Below are 15,898 nucleotides of genomic sequence, written 5' to 3' on the forward strand. Positions count from 1 at the left end.
TCCCAGTCATTGCCCGGCATGGGCTTTACCCACTCTTCCATGGATCCCACTCTTGAACGCAGAGATTACACATAACGTTCAACGATGGAAGGCCCCCATGAAACGACCGAACATCCTCTTCATCATGGCCGATCAGATGGCCGCGCCGCTGCTGCCGATTCATGGCCCGTCCCCCATCAAGATGCCCCACTTGGCGCGCCTGGCCGAGCAGGCGGTGGTCTTCGATTCGGCCTACTGCAACAGCCCGCTGTGCGCGCCATCGCGCTTCACCCTGGTCAGCGGCCAGTTGCCCAGCCGCATCGGCGCCTATGACAACGCCGCCAATTTCCCCGCCGACGTGCCCACCTACGCCCACTACCTGCGCTCGCTGGGTTACCGCACGGCGCTGTCGGGCAAGATGCATTTCTGCGGTCCGGATCAACTGCATGGCTACGAAGAACGCCTGACCAGCGACATCTATCCGGCCGACTACGGCTGGGCGGTGAACTGGGATGCCCCCGACGAGCGCCCGAGCTGGTACCACAACATGTCCTCGGTGCTTCAGGCCGGGCCTTGCGTGCGCACCAACCAGCTGGATTTCGACGAAGAAGTGGTGTTCAAGGCGCGACAGTACCTCTACGACCATGTGCGCGAGGACGACGACCGTCCCTTCTGCCTGACCGTGTCGATGACCCACCCGCACGATCCTTACACCATCCCCAAGGCCTACTGGGATCGCTACGAGGCTGTGGATATCCCGCTGCCCTGCGACAGCTACGCCCAGCACGAGCAGGATCCACACGCGCAACGGCTGCTCAAGGTCTATGACCTGTGGGACAAGCCGCTGCCTGTGGACAAGATCCGCGACGCGCGCCGCGCCTACTTCGGCGCCTGTAGCTATGTCGACGACAACATCGGCAAGCTGTTGCATACCTTGGAAGAGTGCGGTCTGGCCGATGACACGATCATCGTGTTCTCCGGCGATCACGGCGACATGCTCGGCGAACGGGGCCTCTGGTACAAAATGCACTGGTTCGAAATGGCTGCGCGAGTGCCGCTGCTGGTGCACGCGCCCCAGCACTTCGCCGCCGCACGGGTGAGCGCCAGCGTGTCCACCTGCGATCTGCTGCCGACGCTGGTGGAATTGGCCGGTGGGGCTGTGGATAACCAGCTGCACCTCGATGGCCGTTCGCTGCTCGGCCATCTGCAAGGGCAGGGCGGGCATGACGAGGTGATTGGCGAATACATGGCCGAAGGCACGGTCGGGCCGCTGATGATGATCCGTCGTGGCGCCTACAAGTTCGTGTACAGCGAAGACGACCCGTGTCTACTCTATGACCTGAGTCACGACCCGCACGAGCGGGAGAACCTCGCCGGCAGCCCGGATCATCAGGCGCTGCTGCAGGCATTTGTCGATGAAGCCCATCAGCGCTGGGATATTCCCACCCTGCGCCAGCAGGTGCTGGCCAGTCAGCGCCGCCGCCGCCTGGTGGGCGAAGCACTGGCCATCGGCAAGCTGAACAGCTGGGACCACCAACCGGTGGTGGATGCCAGCCAACAGTACATGCGCAACCACATCGATCTCGACGACCTCGAGCGCAAGGCACGTTATCCACAGCCCGCCCCCCTGGATTGAGAAAAGAGGCCGCCATGCAGATGTTCTCCACCGCCGTACTCGCCATGACCTTGAGCCTGAGCGCCTTGAGCGCCCAGGCCGCCGACGACGACAAGCAGTGCAGCACCGTGAAACTCGCCGACCCCGGCTGGAGCGATATCGCCTCCACCAACGCCATCGCCCGGCTGCTGTTCGAACCGCTGGGCTACCAGGTGAAGATCGAGACGCTCGCGGTACCGATCATCTACGGCGGCCTGAAGGACGGCAGCGTCGATGCTTTTCTCGGCAACTGGATGCCGGCGCAACAGGGTTTCCATGACAAATTCGTCGCCAGCGGCCAAGTGAAACAATGGTCGCGCAACCTGCAAGGCACCGAGTTCACCCTGGCCGTTCCGGATTACGTGTGGAATGCCGGCATCAAGGACTTCGCCGACCTCAACAAGCACGCCGAGGCGTTCGGCAAGAAACTCTACGGCATTGGTGCAGGGGCCCCGGCCAACCTGTCGCTCAAGGACATCATCGAGCAGAACGCCTTCGACCTCCGGCAATGGAAGCTGGTCGAGTCCAGTGAACAGGGCATGCTGTCGCAGGTCGATCGGGCGGTGAAGAACGACAAGTACATCGTGTTCCTGGGCTGGACGCCGCACCCGATGAACGTGAAGCTGAAGATGCGTTACCTCACCGGTGGCGAGAAATGGTTCGGTAGCAAAGGCGAGGTATTCACCTTGGTGCGCAATAGTTATCCACAAGCCTGCCCGAATGCAGCCAAGCTGTTGAGCAACCTGACCTTCACCCTCGACATGGAAAACGCGATCATGGCCGAGGTTGTGGATAAAAAGGTCAGCTTCGATCAGGCTGCTCAACAGTGGGTCAAAGCGCACCCTGAGGTGCTCGACGCGTGGTTGGCCGGCGTCAGCGGCAAGGATGGCGGTACGGCGCTGGAGGCGGTGAAGGCCGCAATGCGCTAGGGTCTGTTTGAAAAGTCTTGAGACGAAGGTCAGGCAAGGCGAAAACCGCCGAGGAAGCGGAGTTTACGGGTTGTAAATGAGCATTCCGACCGGGCTGGCGATCCAGGCGGTTTTCAACGCAGCATCACCGAGTATCAAGACTTTTCAGACAGAGCCTAGGGTCTGTTTCGTGTAGAGGCCAATGAACCTTCGGAATTGTCGATATGCCATGCGTCGCTTGAACCCATTGCTGCCCTTTCTGGCCTGGCTGCCCCGCCTGAGCGGGCGTAGCCTGCGCCAGGATCTGCTGGTGGGGCTGAGCGGGGCGATTCTCGCCCTGCCGCAATCCATCGCCTACGCCCTGATCGCCGGGTTGCCCGCCGAATACGGGCTATATGCGGCCATCGTGCCGGTGCTGGTCGCCTGTCTGTGGGGCTCCTCGTGGCATTTGATCGGTGGCCCCACCGCCGCGATCTCCATTGTGCTGTACGCCAGCGTCAGTCCACTGGCCATCGCCGGCAGCAGCGACTACGTCACCTTGATCCTGCTGCTGACGTTCCTCGGCGGCGTGTTCCAGCTCGTGCTGGGGCTGCTGCGGTTCGGCACGCTGGTGAACTTCGTCTCCCATTCCGTGGTGCTGGGTTTCACCCTCGGCGCCGCAGTGGTCATCGCGCTCGGCCAATTGCCCAACCTGCTGGGCATGCACCTGCCCAGCCAGGCCACCGCGCTGAAAACCGCGCAAGACTTGTTCGAGCACCTGCGCGAGGTGGACCTGCCCTCGCTGGCGCTGGGCCTGGCCACGCTGGCCATCGGGATCGCCCTCAAACTCTGGCGTCCGCGCTGGCCGGCGCTGTTGCTCAGCCTGGTGCTGGTCAGCCTGGTGGCCTGGACACTGCCCGGCTACTTCGGCCATGTGCCCCGCGTGCCGGCCTTCATCGGCCAACTACCGCCGCTGAGCCCGCTGCCGCTGCTGGACCTGGAGCTGATCCTGCGCCTGCTGCCCAGCGCCGTGGCGGTCGGCATGCTCGGCCTGGTGACCAGCTTGTCCATCGCCCGCTCGCTGTCGGCGCGTTCGGAACAGTTGATCGATGCCGACCAGGAAATCCGCGCGCAAGGCTTGTCCAACATGGTCGGCGCGTTCTTTTCGGGGTATCTGTCTTCCGGCTCCTTCACCCGCTCGGGACTGAGCTTCGAAGCCGGTGCCCGCTCGCCGATGGCCGGGGTGTTCTCGGCCTTGTGGGTGGCGCTGTTCGCGGTGGTCGGCGCCGGGCTGATCGCCCATCTGCCCATTCCGGCGATGGCCGGCAGCATTCTGCTGATCTGCTGGGGACTGGTGGATCGCCGCGCCATCGCGGCGCTGTTCCGGGTCAGCCGGGCGGAATTCGCGGTCATGACGCTGACCGCTGCGGCCACGCTGCTGCTGGAGTTGCAGACCGCAATCTACGCCGGGGTGCTGGCCTCGCTGTTCTTCTACCTCAAGCGCACCTCACGCCCGCGCATCCAACACAGCCGCGAAGAGCAGACGGACGTGCTGCGGGTCGGCGGCTCAATCTTCTTCGGTGCGGCGCACTACCTGCAGGTGCGCTTGCAAGCCTGCCAGGGCCCGCACGTGGTGATTGACGCGCGGCAGATCAACTTCATCGACTATTCCGGTGTGGACATGCTGCACCGTGAAGCACGGCGGCTGCAGCGCAACGGCGGCAGCCTGACCTTGCGCGGCGCCAGGCCCCAGGTGGAGGAGGAGTTGCAGAAGCTGGAGGGGGTGCAGGGGTGCCCCATTCGTTTCCAGGAATGAACCACCCCTGACAGGCTAGCCGCGTGCCAACTGTCGGCGCAGTTCGTCCAGCACCGGCCCGGTCTCGGGCCGAACGCCACGCCACACAAAGAACGCCTCGGCGGCCTGCTCGGCGAGCATCCCCAGCCCGTCCAGCACCTGCGCGGCGCCCAGGCGAGTGGCCCACTGGCAGAAGGGCGTAGGCTCTTTGCCATACATCATGTCGTAGCACACCGTGCGCCCGGCCTCGACCAAGGTGTCGGCGATCGGCGGCAACTCACCGGCGAGGCTGGCCGAGGTGGCATTGATGATCACATCGACCGGCTCGTGCAACCAGGCGAAGCCGCTGGCCACCACCGGCCCCAACTCATCGAATTCGTGGGCCAGTCGCTCGGCCTTTTCCACCGTGCGGTTGGCGATCACCAGTGATTGCGGTCGGTGGGCGAGGATCGGCTCCAGCACACCGCGCACCGCGCCCCCGGCACCGAGCACGAGCACGCGCTTGCCCGCGAGGCTGACGCCAGCATTGACCGTCAGATCGCGTACCAGGCCGGCACCGTCGGTGTTATCGCCCTGCAGGCTGCCGTCAGCCAGCTTGGTCAGGGTGTTCACCGCCCCGGCTCGCTGCGCACGCGGAGTGAGGCTGTCGCACAGGCGATAGGCCTCTTCCTTGAAAGGGACGGTGACGTTGGCGCCACTGCCCTGCTTGAAGAAGCCGCGCGCACAGTCGCTGAAGTCGTCCAATGGCGCCAGCAGCGTGCGGTACTCCAGGTCCTGGCCGGTCTGGTCGGCGAACAGCCGGTGGATCAGCGGCGACTTGCTGTGGCCGATGGGGTTGCCGAAAACGACGTACTGGTCCATGCACTCTCCTCGCTTATCCACAGGTGGGCTGGCCGAGCCAGTCGCGGTCCTGCAGGAAGTAATCGGTCAGGCGCGCTTCCTCGCTGCCGGGCGCCGGTTTCCAGTCATAGCCCCAGCGCACCTGCGGCGGCAACGACATGAGAATCGACTCGGTGCGCCCGCCGGACTGCAGGCCGAACAGCGTGCCACGGTCGTAGACCAGGTTGAATTCCACGTAGCGACCACGGCGAAACTCCTGGAATTCGCGCTGCTCAGCCGTCCAGGGCATGGCCTTGCGCCGCTGCACGATGGGCAGGTAGGCATCGATATAGGCGTCGCCAATGGCGCGGATGAAGGCGAAGCAGGTGTCGAAGTCCCACTCGTTCAGGTCATCGAAGAACAGCCCGCCGATGCCGCGTGGCTCGCCGCGATGCTTGAGGTGGAAGTAGCGGTCGCACCAGGCCTTGTAGCGCGGATACACCTCGGCGCCGAAGGGCGCGCAGGCCTGTTCGGCCACCCGGTGCCAGTGAATGCAGTCTTCCTCGTTGCCGTAATAGGGCGTCAGGTCGAAACCGCCGCCGAACCACCACACCGGTTCCTCGCCTTCCTTCTCGGCGCTGAAGAAGCGCACGTTGGCGTGGGAGGTGGGCACGTGCGGGTTGTGCGGGTGGATCACCAGCGACACGCCAAGCGCCTCGAAGCCTCGCCCGGCCAGCTCCGGGCGGTGCGCACTGGCCGACGGTGGCAGGCCAGCGCCGAACACGTGGGAGAAGTTCACGCCGCCTTTCTCGATCACCTGGCCCTCGCCGATCACCCGCGTGCGTCCCCCGCCACCGGCTTCGCGCACCCAGGCGTCCTCGACGAAGCGGGCGCCACCGTCCTCGGATTCGAGGGCGGCGCAGATGCGGTCTTGCAGGTCGAGCAGGTAGGCCTTCACGGCCTCGGTACGGCGGGTCATCGGATCACCTGGGAGGGGCAGGGTGGAATGGGCGGCGTAGCATACCATCGGCCAAGGCTACGTCGCAGTTGACGGCCGTCAAGCAAAGGCGTCCGATGGAAGGCCTTTTGCGACGATGACGACAGGAGAGTGCGATGGCCAAGCGAATCGAGTTCAGCCAGCATGGCGGCCCGGAAGTCCTGCAGTGGGTCGAGTTCGACCCCGCCCCACCGGGACCGCAGCAGGTGCGCGTACGCAACCAGGCGGTCGGCCTGAACTTCATCGACACCTATTTCCGTGGCGGGCTGTACGCGCCGCCGTCCCTGCCGTCCGGGCTGGGCACCGAAGGCGCCGGGGTGGTCGAGGCAGTGGGCGAGGGGGTCAGCCGGCTGCAGGTCGGCGACCGAGTGGCCTATGCGGGCGGCCCGCTGGGCGCCTACAGCGAAGTGCACACCCTGCCGGAAGCGAACCTGGTCAAGCTGCCGGAGAGCATCAGCTTCGAACAGGCCGCCGCCGTCATGCTCAAGGGCCTGACCACCCAGTACCTGCTCAAGCAGACCTACGCGGTGCAGCCGGGCGACATTATCCTGTTCCATGCCGCCGCCGGTGGGGTCGGTTCGCTGGCCTGCCAATGGGCCAAGGCGCTGGGCGCCAAACTGATCGGCACCGTCGGCTCGGCCGAGAAAGCCGAGCGGGCCAAAGCCTTGGGCGCCTGGGCGACCATCGACTACAGCCACGAAGACGTGGCCCAGCGTGTGCTCGAACTGACCGACGGCAAGAAGTGCCCGGTGGTGTACGACGGTGTGGGTGCCGACACCTGGCTGACGTCCCTCGACTGCCTGCGCCCGCGCGGCCTGATGGTCAGTTTCGGCAACGCCTCTGGCGCCGTCACCGGGGTCAACCTGGGCATCCTGTCGCAGAAGGGCTCGCTGTACGTCACCCGCCCGACACTGGCCACCTACGCCAACACGGCCGAAAACACCCAGGCCATGGCCGACGACCTGTTCGCGATGATCGCCAGCGGGAAGCTCGTGGTGGACATTCAGCAGCGTTATCCGTTGAGCGAAGCGGCCAAGGCGCAGGAGGCGTTGTCGGGGAGGCGCACGGTGGGATCGACGGTGTTGGTGCCGTGACAGGTCTCATCTTGGGGTATCGCAGCGATCGCCCAGGATTGCAGGCGATGCCGGGACTGTAGCAGGCGGTGATTCGATAGCGTCCAGCATCGCTTCCACCAGCCCTTCGGCCATTTCCAGTGAATGCAGGCTCGCCCAGAACAGGCCTCGACCGTCGTCGCGCAGATGGTCGAGGGCCTTGATACCGGCGTCGTAGGCGCAACGCAGGTAAAGCGCGACGTGGACGAGTGCGTCGTGGGGGGCGATGTCGGGGTTTACGCTGAAGAGCGGAGGGTGGCCGGCGTCGCAGCGGCCGAAGGGGTGGGGAGTGGTACAGGGAAGCGGCGGATCGGGAACCAGTTTTTTAGTCATGGGAAATCGCTCCGTGAACACGCCACAGGCCTCCGCTACCACGCGGATTGGGTGGCGACTGTACGCGGGGTGGTAGACCTGGGCGATTTCCCAAACCAGGCAGGCTCGAAAGCCTCCCACGCACAGCCGCCATGGACTGACATGGGAAATCGAATACCCGGGCTACCACACCCGATCGCCAACAGGTTCGGCGACGATCAGGAGCCTAGAGGGGACGTTTCCACTGTGAAGGTAATGGCGGCCGACACGCTGCGTAGGATATTTCCCTAAATCAACAATGTCTGACCTGACCATCAGAATCAGAAAGATCGCACCGCTGCGACATGACCCGGCATCGCGACCCGATCAGCCCGCCCGCACCACCTCGCCCGTCACCAGATCGCGAATCACACTGGGGTTCTTGCGCCCACCCAGCGCGCCACCGAGCACCAGGTCCAGTTCGTTGTGGAAATACTGCTCCACCCGCAACCGGCTCTTGGCCGCCGGGCGACCGGCCGGGTTGGCGGAGGTGGAAATCAGCGGGCCGACCAACGCGCACAGTTCGCCGACCTGGGGATGATCGCTGACCCGCAGCGCCACGGTGTCGTGCTGCCCGGTAACCCATTCGGGCAACAGGTCCTGGTGCGGCACCAGCCAGGTGTTCGGCCCCGGCCAGGTCGCGGCCATGCGGTCGATCCAGTCTTCGGGGAAATCCTCGAACAGAAAGTCGAACTGGCAAATGTTGTCGGCAACCAGGATCAGGCCTTTATCCACAGGCCGCGACTTGAGCGCGAGCAGCCGATACACCGCGTCTTCGTTCCACGGGTCGCAGCCCAGGCCCCAGACCGCTTCCGTCGGGTAGGCGATCACCGCCCCCGCGCGAATCTCACGTGCGGCTTGTTGCACACGCCAACTGCTCACCATTGCTGTCTCTCCGCTTCGATCCCGATGCGGCAGTGTACTTAGCCGCAGCGGGCAAACCAACGTCCGGCTTCGTTGCTGACCCGCCCGATCAGCTCCAGCTCGGTCAGGCGGGCCAGCACCTGGGCCAACGCCAGGCCACTGCTCAGGGCCAATGCCTCGCTGGTCTGCGGGGCCGCGATCAGCAGCGCGAGCAGCGGATCGACAGGTTCGTCCACAGGCGCGGGCGCCAGGTTCTGCCATCCGCGCAGGCTGTCGACGATCTGCTCGACACTCTCCACCAGCAGCGCGCCGTCGCGGATCAGCTGATGACAGCCCTTGGCGCCGGGATGATGGATGGACCCGGGAATCGCATACACCTCGCGTCCTTGCTCGGCCGCCAGGCGCGCGGTGATGAGTGACCCACTGGCCAGGCTCGCCTCGACCACCAGCACCCCCAGGGACAGGCCGCTGATGATGCGGTTGCGCCGAGGAAAGTTGCCCGGCTGTGGAACTGCCTCCAGCGCGAACTCCGAAACCAGCGCGCCACCGCGCTCCAGGATGTCTCGGGCGAGTACCGCGTGGCGCTGTGGATAAAGTTTTTGCAGACCCGAGCCCAGCACCGCGATGGTGCTCCCCTGCGCGTCCAGCGCGCCGCGATGAGCGGCGCCGTCGATGCCCAACGCCAGGCCGCTGGTGATGGTGAATCCGCCGCGCGCCAGGTGCCGGGAAAAGGCCCTTGCCGTGTCCAACGCCGGTGGGGTGGCACGGCGGCTACCGATCACCGCCAGTTGCGCACGCTCCAGCAGGGCAGGGTCGCCCGCGACGTACAACAGCGGTGGCGCGTCGTCGGTTTCCTTCAACAGCGCCGGGTAGCCAGGGTCGTCCCACATCAGCAAATGCTGGCCCGGACGCTCTAGCCAGGCCATCGTAGCGCTGACGGCGGTGCGCACCTCAGGGCTGCGACGGGCGTCGGCGCAGGCCTGTGCAACGCCCAGCGCCACCCAGGCACCCGCCGGCGCGCTGAGCGCCGAACAGGCACTGCCGAAGGCCTGGATGAGGGTACGAAAGCGCCGCGAGCCGATGTCGGGAAGCAGGTGCAGGCGCAGCCGTGCTTCCAGTTCGGCAGGGGAACAGGGTGCAGCAAACAGGGTATTCATGGCAGATCTTCCTTGATCGGCAGGCCGTCATCCACGCCGTACAACCTGTGGATAACTGTGTTGATAATAGTTTGAAAAGCTGTCTATCGATTGCCGTCGATACCCCTCCGAGCTGGAGCGGCGCAGACCCCTGCGGACACTGCCTCAAACCCTAGCCGAGCTTTGCCAGGTGCCGAACGCGCCAATACCCTTTATTATGTGTGCTCAGTTTTCAACCAAACGCACAGTGACTGCCTGACCCCTATGGCCATCTTGAACATCCTCGAATTCCCGGACCCGCGCCTGCGCACCCTCGCCAAACCGGTGACGGCGTTCGACGACGCCCTGAGCCAGCTGATCGACGACATGTTTGAAACCATGTACGAAGCGCCCGGCATCGGGCTGGCCGCTACCCAGGTCAATGTGCACCAGCAGGTCGTGGTCATGGACCTGTCCGAAGATCGCAGCGAACCGCGGATCTTCATCAACCCCAGCGTCGAAGAACTCACCGACGACATGGGGCAGTACCAGGAAGGCTGCCTGTCGGTACCGGGCTTCTACGAGAACGTCGACCGGCCGCTGCGCGTGCGGGTCAAGGCCCAGGGCCGCGACGGCACGCCCTTCGAGCTCGAAGCCGAGGGCCTGCTGGCGGTGTGCATCCAGCACGAGTTCGATCACCTCAACGGCAAGCTGTTCGTCGACTACCTGTCCCAGCTCAAACGCGACCGGATCAAGAAGAAGCTGGAAAAGCAGCACCGCCAGCAAGCCTGATCCCCACCTTGCAGAAGGCTTGCTCCGGCAAGCCTTCTTCTTTTCTGAAGCGAGAACTCCATGCGCATCGTCTTCGCAGGCACCCCAGAGTTTGCCGCCGAACACCTCAAGGCCCTGCTCGACAGCCCGTACCAGATCGTGGCCGTCTACACCCAGCCTGATCGCCCTGCCGGTCGCGGCCAGAAGCTCATGCCCAGCCCGGTCAAACAATTGGCCGTGGCCCACGACATTCCGGTGCTGCAACCGCCAACCCTGCGCAACGCCGAGGCCCAGGCCGAACTGGCGGCACTGGCGCCGGACCTGATGGTGGTGGTGGCCTACGGCCTGATCCTGCCCCAGGCGGTGCTCGACATCCCGCGCCTGGGCTGCATCAACAGCCATGCCTCGCTGCTGCCGCGCTGGCGCGGTGCGGCGCCGATCCAGCGCGCCGTCGAGGCCGGTGATGCCGAGAGCGGCGTAACCGTGATGCGCATGGAAGCCGGCCTGGACACCGGCCCGATGCTGCTCAAGGTCACCACGCCGATCAGCGCCGACGACACTGGCGGCAGCCTGCACGATCGCCTCGCCCAGATGGGCCCTGGCGCCGTAGTGCGCGCCATCGCCGGGCTGGCCGACGGTAGCCTGCACGGCGACGTGCAGGATGACGCCCTGGCTACCTACGCCCACAAGCTGAACAAGGACGAGGCGCGCCTCGACTGGAACCGTCCTGCCCAGGAACTGGAGCGCCTGATCCGGGCGTTCAACCCCTGGCCGGTGTGCCACAGCACCCTCGACGGCGAAACCGTCAAGGTGCTGGGCGCAACGTTATCCACAGGGCAGGGCGCACCCGGCGAAATACTCTCGGCCAGCAAGGACGGCCTGGTCGTCGCCTGCGCCGATGGCGCCTTGAGCCTATCTCGCCTGCAACTGCCTGGCGGCAAGGCCCTGGCCTTCAGCGACCTGTTCAACAGCCGCCGCGAGAAGTTCGCCAGCGGCAAGGTGCTGGGCCAATGAATCCACGCCTGGCCGCCGCCCGTGCCCTGGCCGCCGTGCTCAGCGGCAAGGCCTCGCTGAACAGCTCGCTGCCGGCGCAACTGGACAAGGTCGATGACCGCGACCGCGGCCTCACCCAGGACCTGGCCTTCGGCACCGCTCGCTGGCAGCCGCGCTTGGACCTGCTGGCCGCGCAGTTGCTGCAAAAGCCGTTCAAGGCCGCTGACGCCGACGTCCAGGCGCTGCTGCTGGTGGGCCTGTATCAACTGTTCTACACACGCATTCCGGCCCACGCCGCCATCGGCGAAACGGTCGGCTGCGCCGACAAGCTGAAGAAGCCGTGGGCCAAAGGGTTGCTCAATGCCGTGCTGCGCCGCGCCCAGCGCGAGGGCGAAGCGCTGCTGGCCTACCTGGAGCGCGATCCGGTGGTGCGCACTGCCCATCCGCGCTGGCTGCAGAAGGCGCTCAAGGCCTTCTGGCCGCAGCAGTGGGAAGCCATCTGCGCCGCCAACAACGCCCACCCGCCGATGATCCTGCGGGTCAACCGTCGCCATCACAGCCGTGATGCCTACCTGGCCTTGCTCGAGGCTGCGGGTATCGGCGCCAGCGCTTGCCGCTACAGCCGCGACGGCATCGTGCTCGACGCCGCCTGCGATGTGCGCGACCTGCCTGGATTCGCCGAGGGCTGGGTGAGCGTGCAGGACGAAGCCGCGCAACTGTCGGCCGACCTGCTGGAACTGGCGCCCGGTCAGCGGGTGCTCGACGCCTGCTGCGCCCCCGGTGGCAAGACCTGCCACCTGCTGGAGGCCGAACCCGGTCTGGCGCAGATGGTTGCCATCGACCTGGAAGCCAAGCGCCTGGCGCGGGTGCGCGACAACCTCGAGCGCCTGCAACTGGACGCCGAGCTGATCGCCTGCGATGCCCGCGACACGGCCAGTTGGTGGGACGGCCAGCCGTTCCAGCGCATCCTGCTCGATGCCCCCTGCTCGGCCACCGGCGTGATCCGCCGCCACCCGGACATCAAGCTGACCCGCCAGGCCGACGACATCGCCGCCCTGGCCGCGCTGCAAGGCGAACTGCTCGATGCCCTGTGGCCCACGCTCGAGGTCGGCGGCATGCTGCTCTACGCCACCTGCTCGAGCCTGCCGACCGAGAATACCGACGTGATCGACGCCTTCCTCGCCCGCACCCCGGGTGCCCGCGAGCTGGACCTGGCGACCGAAGCCGGTGTGCGCCAGCCCCACGGCCGCCAGTTGCTGGCCCAGGAAGGCGGTCACGATGGTTTCTACTATGCCAAGCTGATCAAGATCGCCGCTTCGCGCGGATAAGCACCTGAGGTAGGGAGTAGCCGATGAAGATCATCATCCTCGGCGCAGGGCAGGTGGGCGGCACGCTGGCCGAGCACCTGGCCAGCGAAGCCAACGACATCACCGTGGTCGATACCGACGGCGAGCGCCTGCGCGACCTGGGCGATCGCCTGGACATCCGCACCGTACAGGGCCGCGCCTCGCTGCCCACGGTGCTGCGCCAGGCCGGCGCCGACGACGCCGACCTGCTGGTGGCGGTGACCAACAGCGACGAGACCAACATGGTCGCGTGCCAGGTCGCCTATTCGCTGTTCCACACGCCGACCAAGATCGCCCGCGTCCGCGAATCGTCCTACCTCTCGCGCGAGGAACTGTTCGATAACGATCACATCCCCGTGGACGTGCTGATCAGCCCCGAGCAGGTGGTGACCAATTACATCAAGCGCCTGATCGAGCATCCCGGCGCCTTGCAGGTCATCGACTTCGCCGACGGCAAGGCGCAACTGGTCGCGGTCAAGGCCTACTACGGCGGGCCGTTGGTGGGCCAGCAACTGCGCCAGATCCGCGCCCACATGCCCAATGTCGATACCCGGGTGGCGGCGATCTTCCGCCGCGACCGCCCCATCAAGCCCCATGGCGACACCGTGATCGAAGCCGACGACGAAGTGTTCTTCATCGCCGCGAAGAAAGACATCCGCGCGGTAATGGGCGAGCTGCGGCGCATCGACGAGACCAACAAGCGCGTGGTCATCGCCGGCGGTGGACAGATCGGCGAGCGCCTGGCCGAAGCCATCGAAAGCCGCTACCAGGTGAAGATCATCGAGATGAATCCGGCACGTTGCCGGTATCTGTCCGACACCCTGGAAAGCAGCGTGGTGTTGCAGGGTAGCGCCTCGGACAAAGACCTCATGCTCGAGGAGAACATCGCCGAAGCCGACATCTTCCTGGCGCTGACCAACGATGACGAGGCCAACATCATGTCGTCGCTGCTGGCCAAGCGCCTGGGCGCACGCAAGGTCATGACCCTGATCAACAACCCCGCCTACGTCGATCTGGTGCAGGGCGGCGACATCGACATCGCCATCAGCCCGCAACTGGCGACCATCGGCACGCTGCTGGCACACGTGCGCCGTGGCGACATCGTCAGTGTGCACTCCCTGCGCCGAGGCGCTGCCGAAGCCATCGAGGCGGTGGCCCATGGCGACGCCAAGTCGAGCAAGGTGGTCGGCAGGACCATCGCCGACATCAACCTGCCGCCAGGCACCACCATCGGTGCGATCATCCGTTTCGACCAGGTGCTGATCGCCCATGATGATCGGGTGATCGAGTCAGGCGACCACGTGATCCTGTTCGTTGTGGATAAAAAACACATCCGCGACGTGGAGAAGCTGTTCCACGTCGGCCTGAGTTTCTTCTAGCCGGAGGCCCACGCATGCGCGAATCATTGGAAAAGATGCTGGCCAAGGGTGTGGATAACCCGCTGCTGCGGTTCGGCCTGGGCAAAGCATGGCTGGACGAGGGCAACGGCGTTGAAGCCGCCGTGCACCTGGCCCAGTGCGTGGCGCAGGACCCGAAGTACTCGGCGGCGTGGAAGCTGCTAGGCAAGGCTTATCAACGCGAGGGCGACCTGGCAGCGGCGCGCCAGGCCTGGGAGGAGGGCATCGCCGCAGCGCAGGCCCACGGCGACAAGCAGGCCGAGAAGGAAATGACGGTGTTTCTGAGGAAGCTCGACAAGGCGTGATCCAGCGGGGGGCCTGTACGGGCCCCTGGATCAATACCAACGCGCCTCGCCGGCCGGGCGCTTCTTGAAGCGCTTCATGCTCCACATGTACTGGCTGGGGTACTCACGCACATAACGCTCCACCACCTGGCTCATGGCCGCCGCCGCCACGTTCACATCGGCGCTGTACATGTCGTCTGGCGCCGCCTCCAGGAACACCTTGAACCCGGAACCATCGGGCAGGCGAAGCGCATGCAGGAACACCCCCACGGCCTTGCCTCCGGCGAGCATGTTCGGCACGAACTTGCTGGTCAGCGCCTGGGTGCCCAGGAAAGGCACGAATACCCCGGCCGACTCGGCCGGCTCAGGGTCGGCGGGAATGCCCACCTGGCCGCCGCGACGCACTTCCTTGATCACGCTGAGGATGCCTTCCTTGGTGGACGGCGCCACACGGTTGCCCATCTGCACCCGCTGCTCGCGCAGCAGGTCGTCCACCGCCTTGAGCTTGGGCGGACGGTAAAAGATGATGGGTTTGCACTGGTTGCAATAGAAGTGGTTCAGCACTTCCCAGTTGCCCAGGTGGCTGGTGATGCCGACCACGCCCTTGCCGGTGGCCAGCGCCTGCTCCAGCACCTCCAGGCCGTGCACTTCCTTGACCAGCGCCAGCGATTGCTGCGGCGGGCGAATCCACGCCCAAGCGCTCTCGACGAACGACTTGCCGATGTCCTTCAGGGCCAGGCCGACCAGTTGCTCACGCTCGACTTCCGGCATGCTCGGGAAACACTTGGCCAGGTTGATGCGCACCACGTTGCGCGAGCCGTTGGGGATCTTCCACATCAGCCAGCCGATACCGGCGCCCACGCGCTGCACGGCGCTCCAGGGCAATTTGGCGAACAGGCGCAGCACCCCGACCATCAGGGCGCCCTTGAACTTTTCCACAGGCGATTCCTTATTTCTGCAAGGCGGGCATTGTAACGCCTCAGTGCGCCAGCGCGGGGTAGCGATCGCAGTCGGTGGTGTGGTCCATGACCATGCCGGTGGCCTGCATGAAGGCGTAGCAGATGGTCGGTCCGACGAAGGTGAAGCCCTTTTTCTGCAGGGCCTTGCTCATGGCCTTGGCCTCGTCGGTGACGCTGGGGATATCGCCGCGGCCTTGGGGATGGTTGATCTTCGGCTCGCCGCCGACGAACGACCACAGCCACTGGCCGGGGTCTTCCAGCGCCAGCCAGGCGCGGGCATTGCGGCGCACCGCATTGAGCTTGAGGCGGTTGCGGATGATGCCCGGGTCGAGCATCAGTTCCTCGATGCGCGCATCGCTCATCTCGGCCAACCGATGGGGGTCGAAGCCCTCCAGCACCTGTCGATAGCGCTCGCGTTTCTTCAGCACCGTGATCCACGAAAGGCCCGCCTGGAACCCTTCGAGCAAAAGCATCTCGAAGAGCAACGCCGGGTCGCGCTGCGGGGTGCCCCATTCCTGGTCGTGATAGGCCTGGTACAGGGGATCGTCGGTACACCAGAAGCAGCGTGGCATAAG

The 15,898-nt window shown here is 65.4% G+C and carries 16 protein-coding genes; 9 read left to right on the plus strand and 7 right to left on the minus strand.

Annotated elements, in window-relative coordinates; all coding sequences use genetic code 11:
- Positions 1-97: 97 nt before the first annotated feature.
- The 3 genes from betC to Q7C30_RS17095 all read left to right on the plus strand — a co-directional run bounded on the left by betC (position 98) and on the right by Q7C30_RS17095 (position 4,336).
- Positions 98-1,615, plus strand: coding sequence for a choline-sulfatase (betC, locus tag Q7C30_RS17085; RefSeq protein WP_317872203.1), 1,518 nt, complete (start codon positions 98-100; stop codon positions 1,613-1,615).
- Positions 1,616-1,629: 14 nt separating this feature from the next.
- On the plus strand, positions 1,630-2,562 hold the full coding sequence (choX, locus tag Q7C30_RS17090; RefSeq protein WP_317872204.1) for a choline ABC transporter substrate-binding protein: 933 nt from the start codon (positions 1,630-1,632) through the stop codon (positions 2,560-2,562).
- A 208-nt stretch (positions 2,563-2,770) separates the two neighbouring features.
- Positions 2,771-4,336, plus strand: coding sequence for a SulP family inorganic anion transporter (locus Q7C30_RS17095; RefSeq protein ID WP_317872205.1), 1,566 nt, complete (start codon positions 2,771-2,773; stop codon positions 4,334-4,336).
- A 15-nt stretch (positions 4,337-4,351) separates the two neighbouring features.
- Here the strand turns inward: Q7C30_RS17095 and aroE are convergent, their stop codons facing one another.
- Positions 4,352-5,176, minus strand: a complete 825-nt coding sequence (gene aroE, locus Q7C30_RS17100; RefSeq protein WP_039582124.1) for a shikimate dehydrogenase — start codon at positions 5,174-5,176, stop codon at positions 4,352-4,354.
- Positions 5,177-5,189: 13 nt separating this feature from the next.
- Positions 5,190-6,113, minus strand: a complete 924-nt coding sequence (hemF, locus tag Q7C30_RS17105; protein ID WP_317872206.1) for an oxygen-dependent coproporphyrinogen oxidase — start codon at positions 6,111-6,113, stop codon at positions 5,190-5,192.
- 134 nt (positions 6,114-6,247) lie between these two features.
- On the opposite strand from hemF, the gene Q7C30_RS17110 reads away from it, so the two are divergent.
- Positions 6,248-7,225 (plus strand): NADPH:quinone reductase, encoded by a 978-nt coding sequence (locus tag Q7C30_RS17110; protein WP_116889917.1) that lies wholly within the window; start codon positions 6,248-6,250, stop codon positions 7,223-7,225.
- A gap of 6 nt (positions 7,226-7,231) precedes the next feature.
- On the opposite strand, the gene Q7C30_RS17115 is transcribed toward Q7C30_RS17110, so the two are convergent.
- The 3 genes from Q7C30_RS17115 to dprA all read right to left on the minus strand — a co-directional run bounded on the left by Q7C30_RS17115 (position 7,232) and on the right by dprA (position 9,615).
- A complete protein-coding gene (locus Q7C30_RS17115) occupies positions 7,232-7,576 on the minus strand; it encodes a hypothetical protein (RefSeq protein ID WP_317872207.1) in 345 nt (114 codons plus the stop codon).
- 345 nt (positions 7,577-7,921) lie between these two features.
- Positions 7,922-8,479 carry a Sua5/YciO/YrdC/YwlC family protein gene (locus tag Q7C30_RS17120; RefSeq protein WP_317872208.1) on the minus strand — a complete coding sequence of 186 codons (558 nt, stop codon included), beginning with the start codon at positions 8,477-8,479 and terminating at the stop codon, positions 7,922-7,924.
- Positions 8,480-8,517: 38 nt separating this feature from the next.
- Complete coding sequence (gene dprA / locus Q7C30_RS17125; protein WP_317872209.1) at positions 8,518-9,615, minus strand: DNA-processing protein DprA; 1,098 nt, start codon at positions 9,613-9,615, stop codon at positions 8,518-8,520.
- A 243-nt stretch (positions 9,616-9,858) separates the two neighbouring features.
- Here dprA and def point away from each other — a divergent pair, with 243 nt between their 5' ends.
- From def to Q7C30_RS17150, 5 genes are read left to right on the plus strand one after another with little or no spacing between them, the layout of a single operon-like run.
- Positions 9,859-10,365, plus strand: coding sequence for a peptide deformylase (gene def / locus Q7C30_RS17130; protein ID WP_039582140.1), 507 nt, complete (start codon positions 9,859-9,861; stop codon positions 10,363-10,365).
- A 60-nt stretch (positions 10,366-10,425) separates the two neighbouring features.
- Positions 10,426-11,358, plus strand: coding sequence for a methionyl-tRNA formyltransferase (fmt, locus tag Q7C30_RS17135; RefSeq protein ID WP_317872210.1), 933 nt, complete (start codon positions 10,426-10,428; stop codon positions 11,356-11,358).
- The gene (rsmB, locus tag Q7C30_RS17140) at positions 11,355-12,665 is read left to right on the plus strand and encodes a 16S rRNA (cytosine(967)-C(5))-methyltransferase RsmB (RefSeq protein WP_317872211.1); all 1,311 of its coding nucleotides are present in this window, start codon (positions 11,355-11,357) and stop codon (positions 12,663-12,665) included. The genes fmt and rsmB overlap by 4 nt, the downstream gene beginning before the upstream one ends.
- A 23-nt stretch (positions 12,666-12,688) precedes the next feature.
- On the plus strand, positions 12,689-14,062 hold the full coding sequence (trkA, locus tag Q7C30_RS17145; RefSeq protein ID WP_039582147.1) for a Trk system potassium transporter TrkA: 1,374 nt from the start codon (positions 12,689-12,691) through the stop codon (positions 14,060-14,062).
- A 14-nt stretch (positions 14,063-14,076) separates the two neighbouring features.
- Positions 14,077-14,385: a tetratricopeptide repeat protein gene (locus Q7C30_RS17150; protein ID WP_317872212.1), complete on the plus strand. Its 309-nt coding sequence runs from the start codon at positions 14,077-14,079 to the stop codon at positions 14,383-14,385.
- A 30-nt stretch (positions 14,386-14,415) separates the two neighbouring features.
- On the opposite strand, the gene Q7C30_RS17155 is transcribed toward Q7C30_RS17150, so the two are convergent.
- Both Q7C30_RS17155 and Q7C30_RS17160 read right to left on the minus strand, forming a co-directional pair.
- Positions 14,416-15,303, minus strand: a complete 888-nt coding sequence (locus tag Q7C30_RS17155) for a lysophospholipid acyltransferase (RefSeq protein ID WP_317872213.1) — start codon at positions 15,301-15,303, stop codon at positions 14,416-14,418.
- Positions 15,304-15,343: 40 nt separating this feature from the next.
- Positions 15,344-15,895 carry a DNA-3-methyladenine glycosylase I gene (locus Q7C30_RS17160; protein WP_029615042.1) on the minus strand — a complete coding sequence of 184 codons (552 nt, stop codon included), beginning with the start codon at positions 15,893-15,895 and terminating at the stop codon, positions 15,344-15,346.
- Positions 15,896-15,898: the final 3 nt, after the last annotated feature.

It is taken from the genome of Pseudomonas sp. RAC1, from assembly GCF_030658255.1.
Lineage (GTDB): Bacteria > Pseudomonadota > Gammaproteobacteria > Pseudomonadales > Pseudomonadaceae > Aquipseudomonas > Aquipseudomonas boreofloridensis.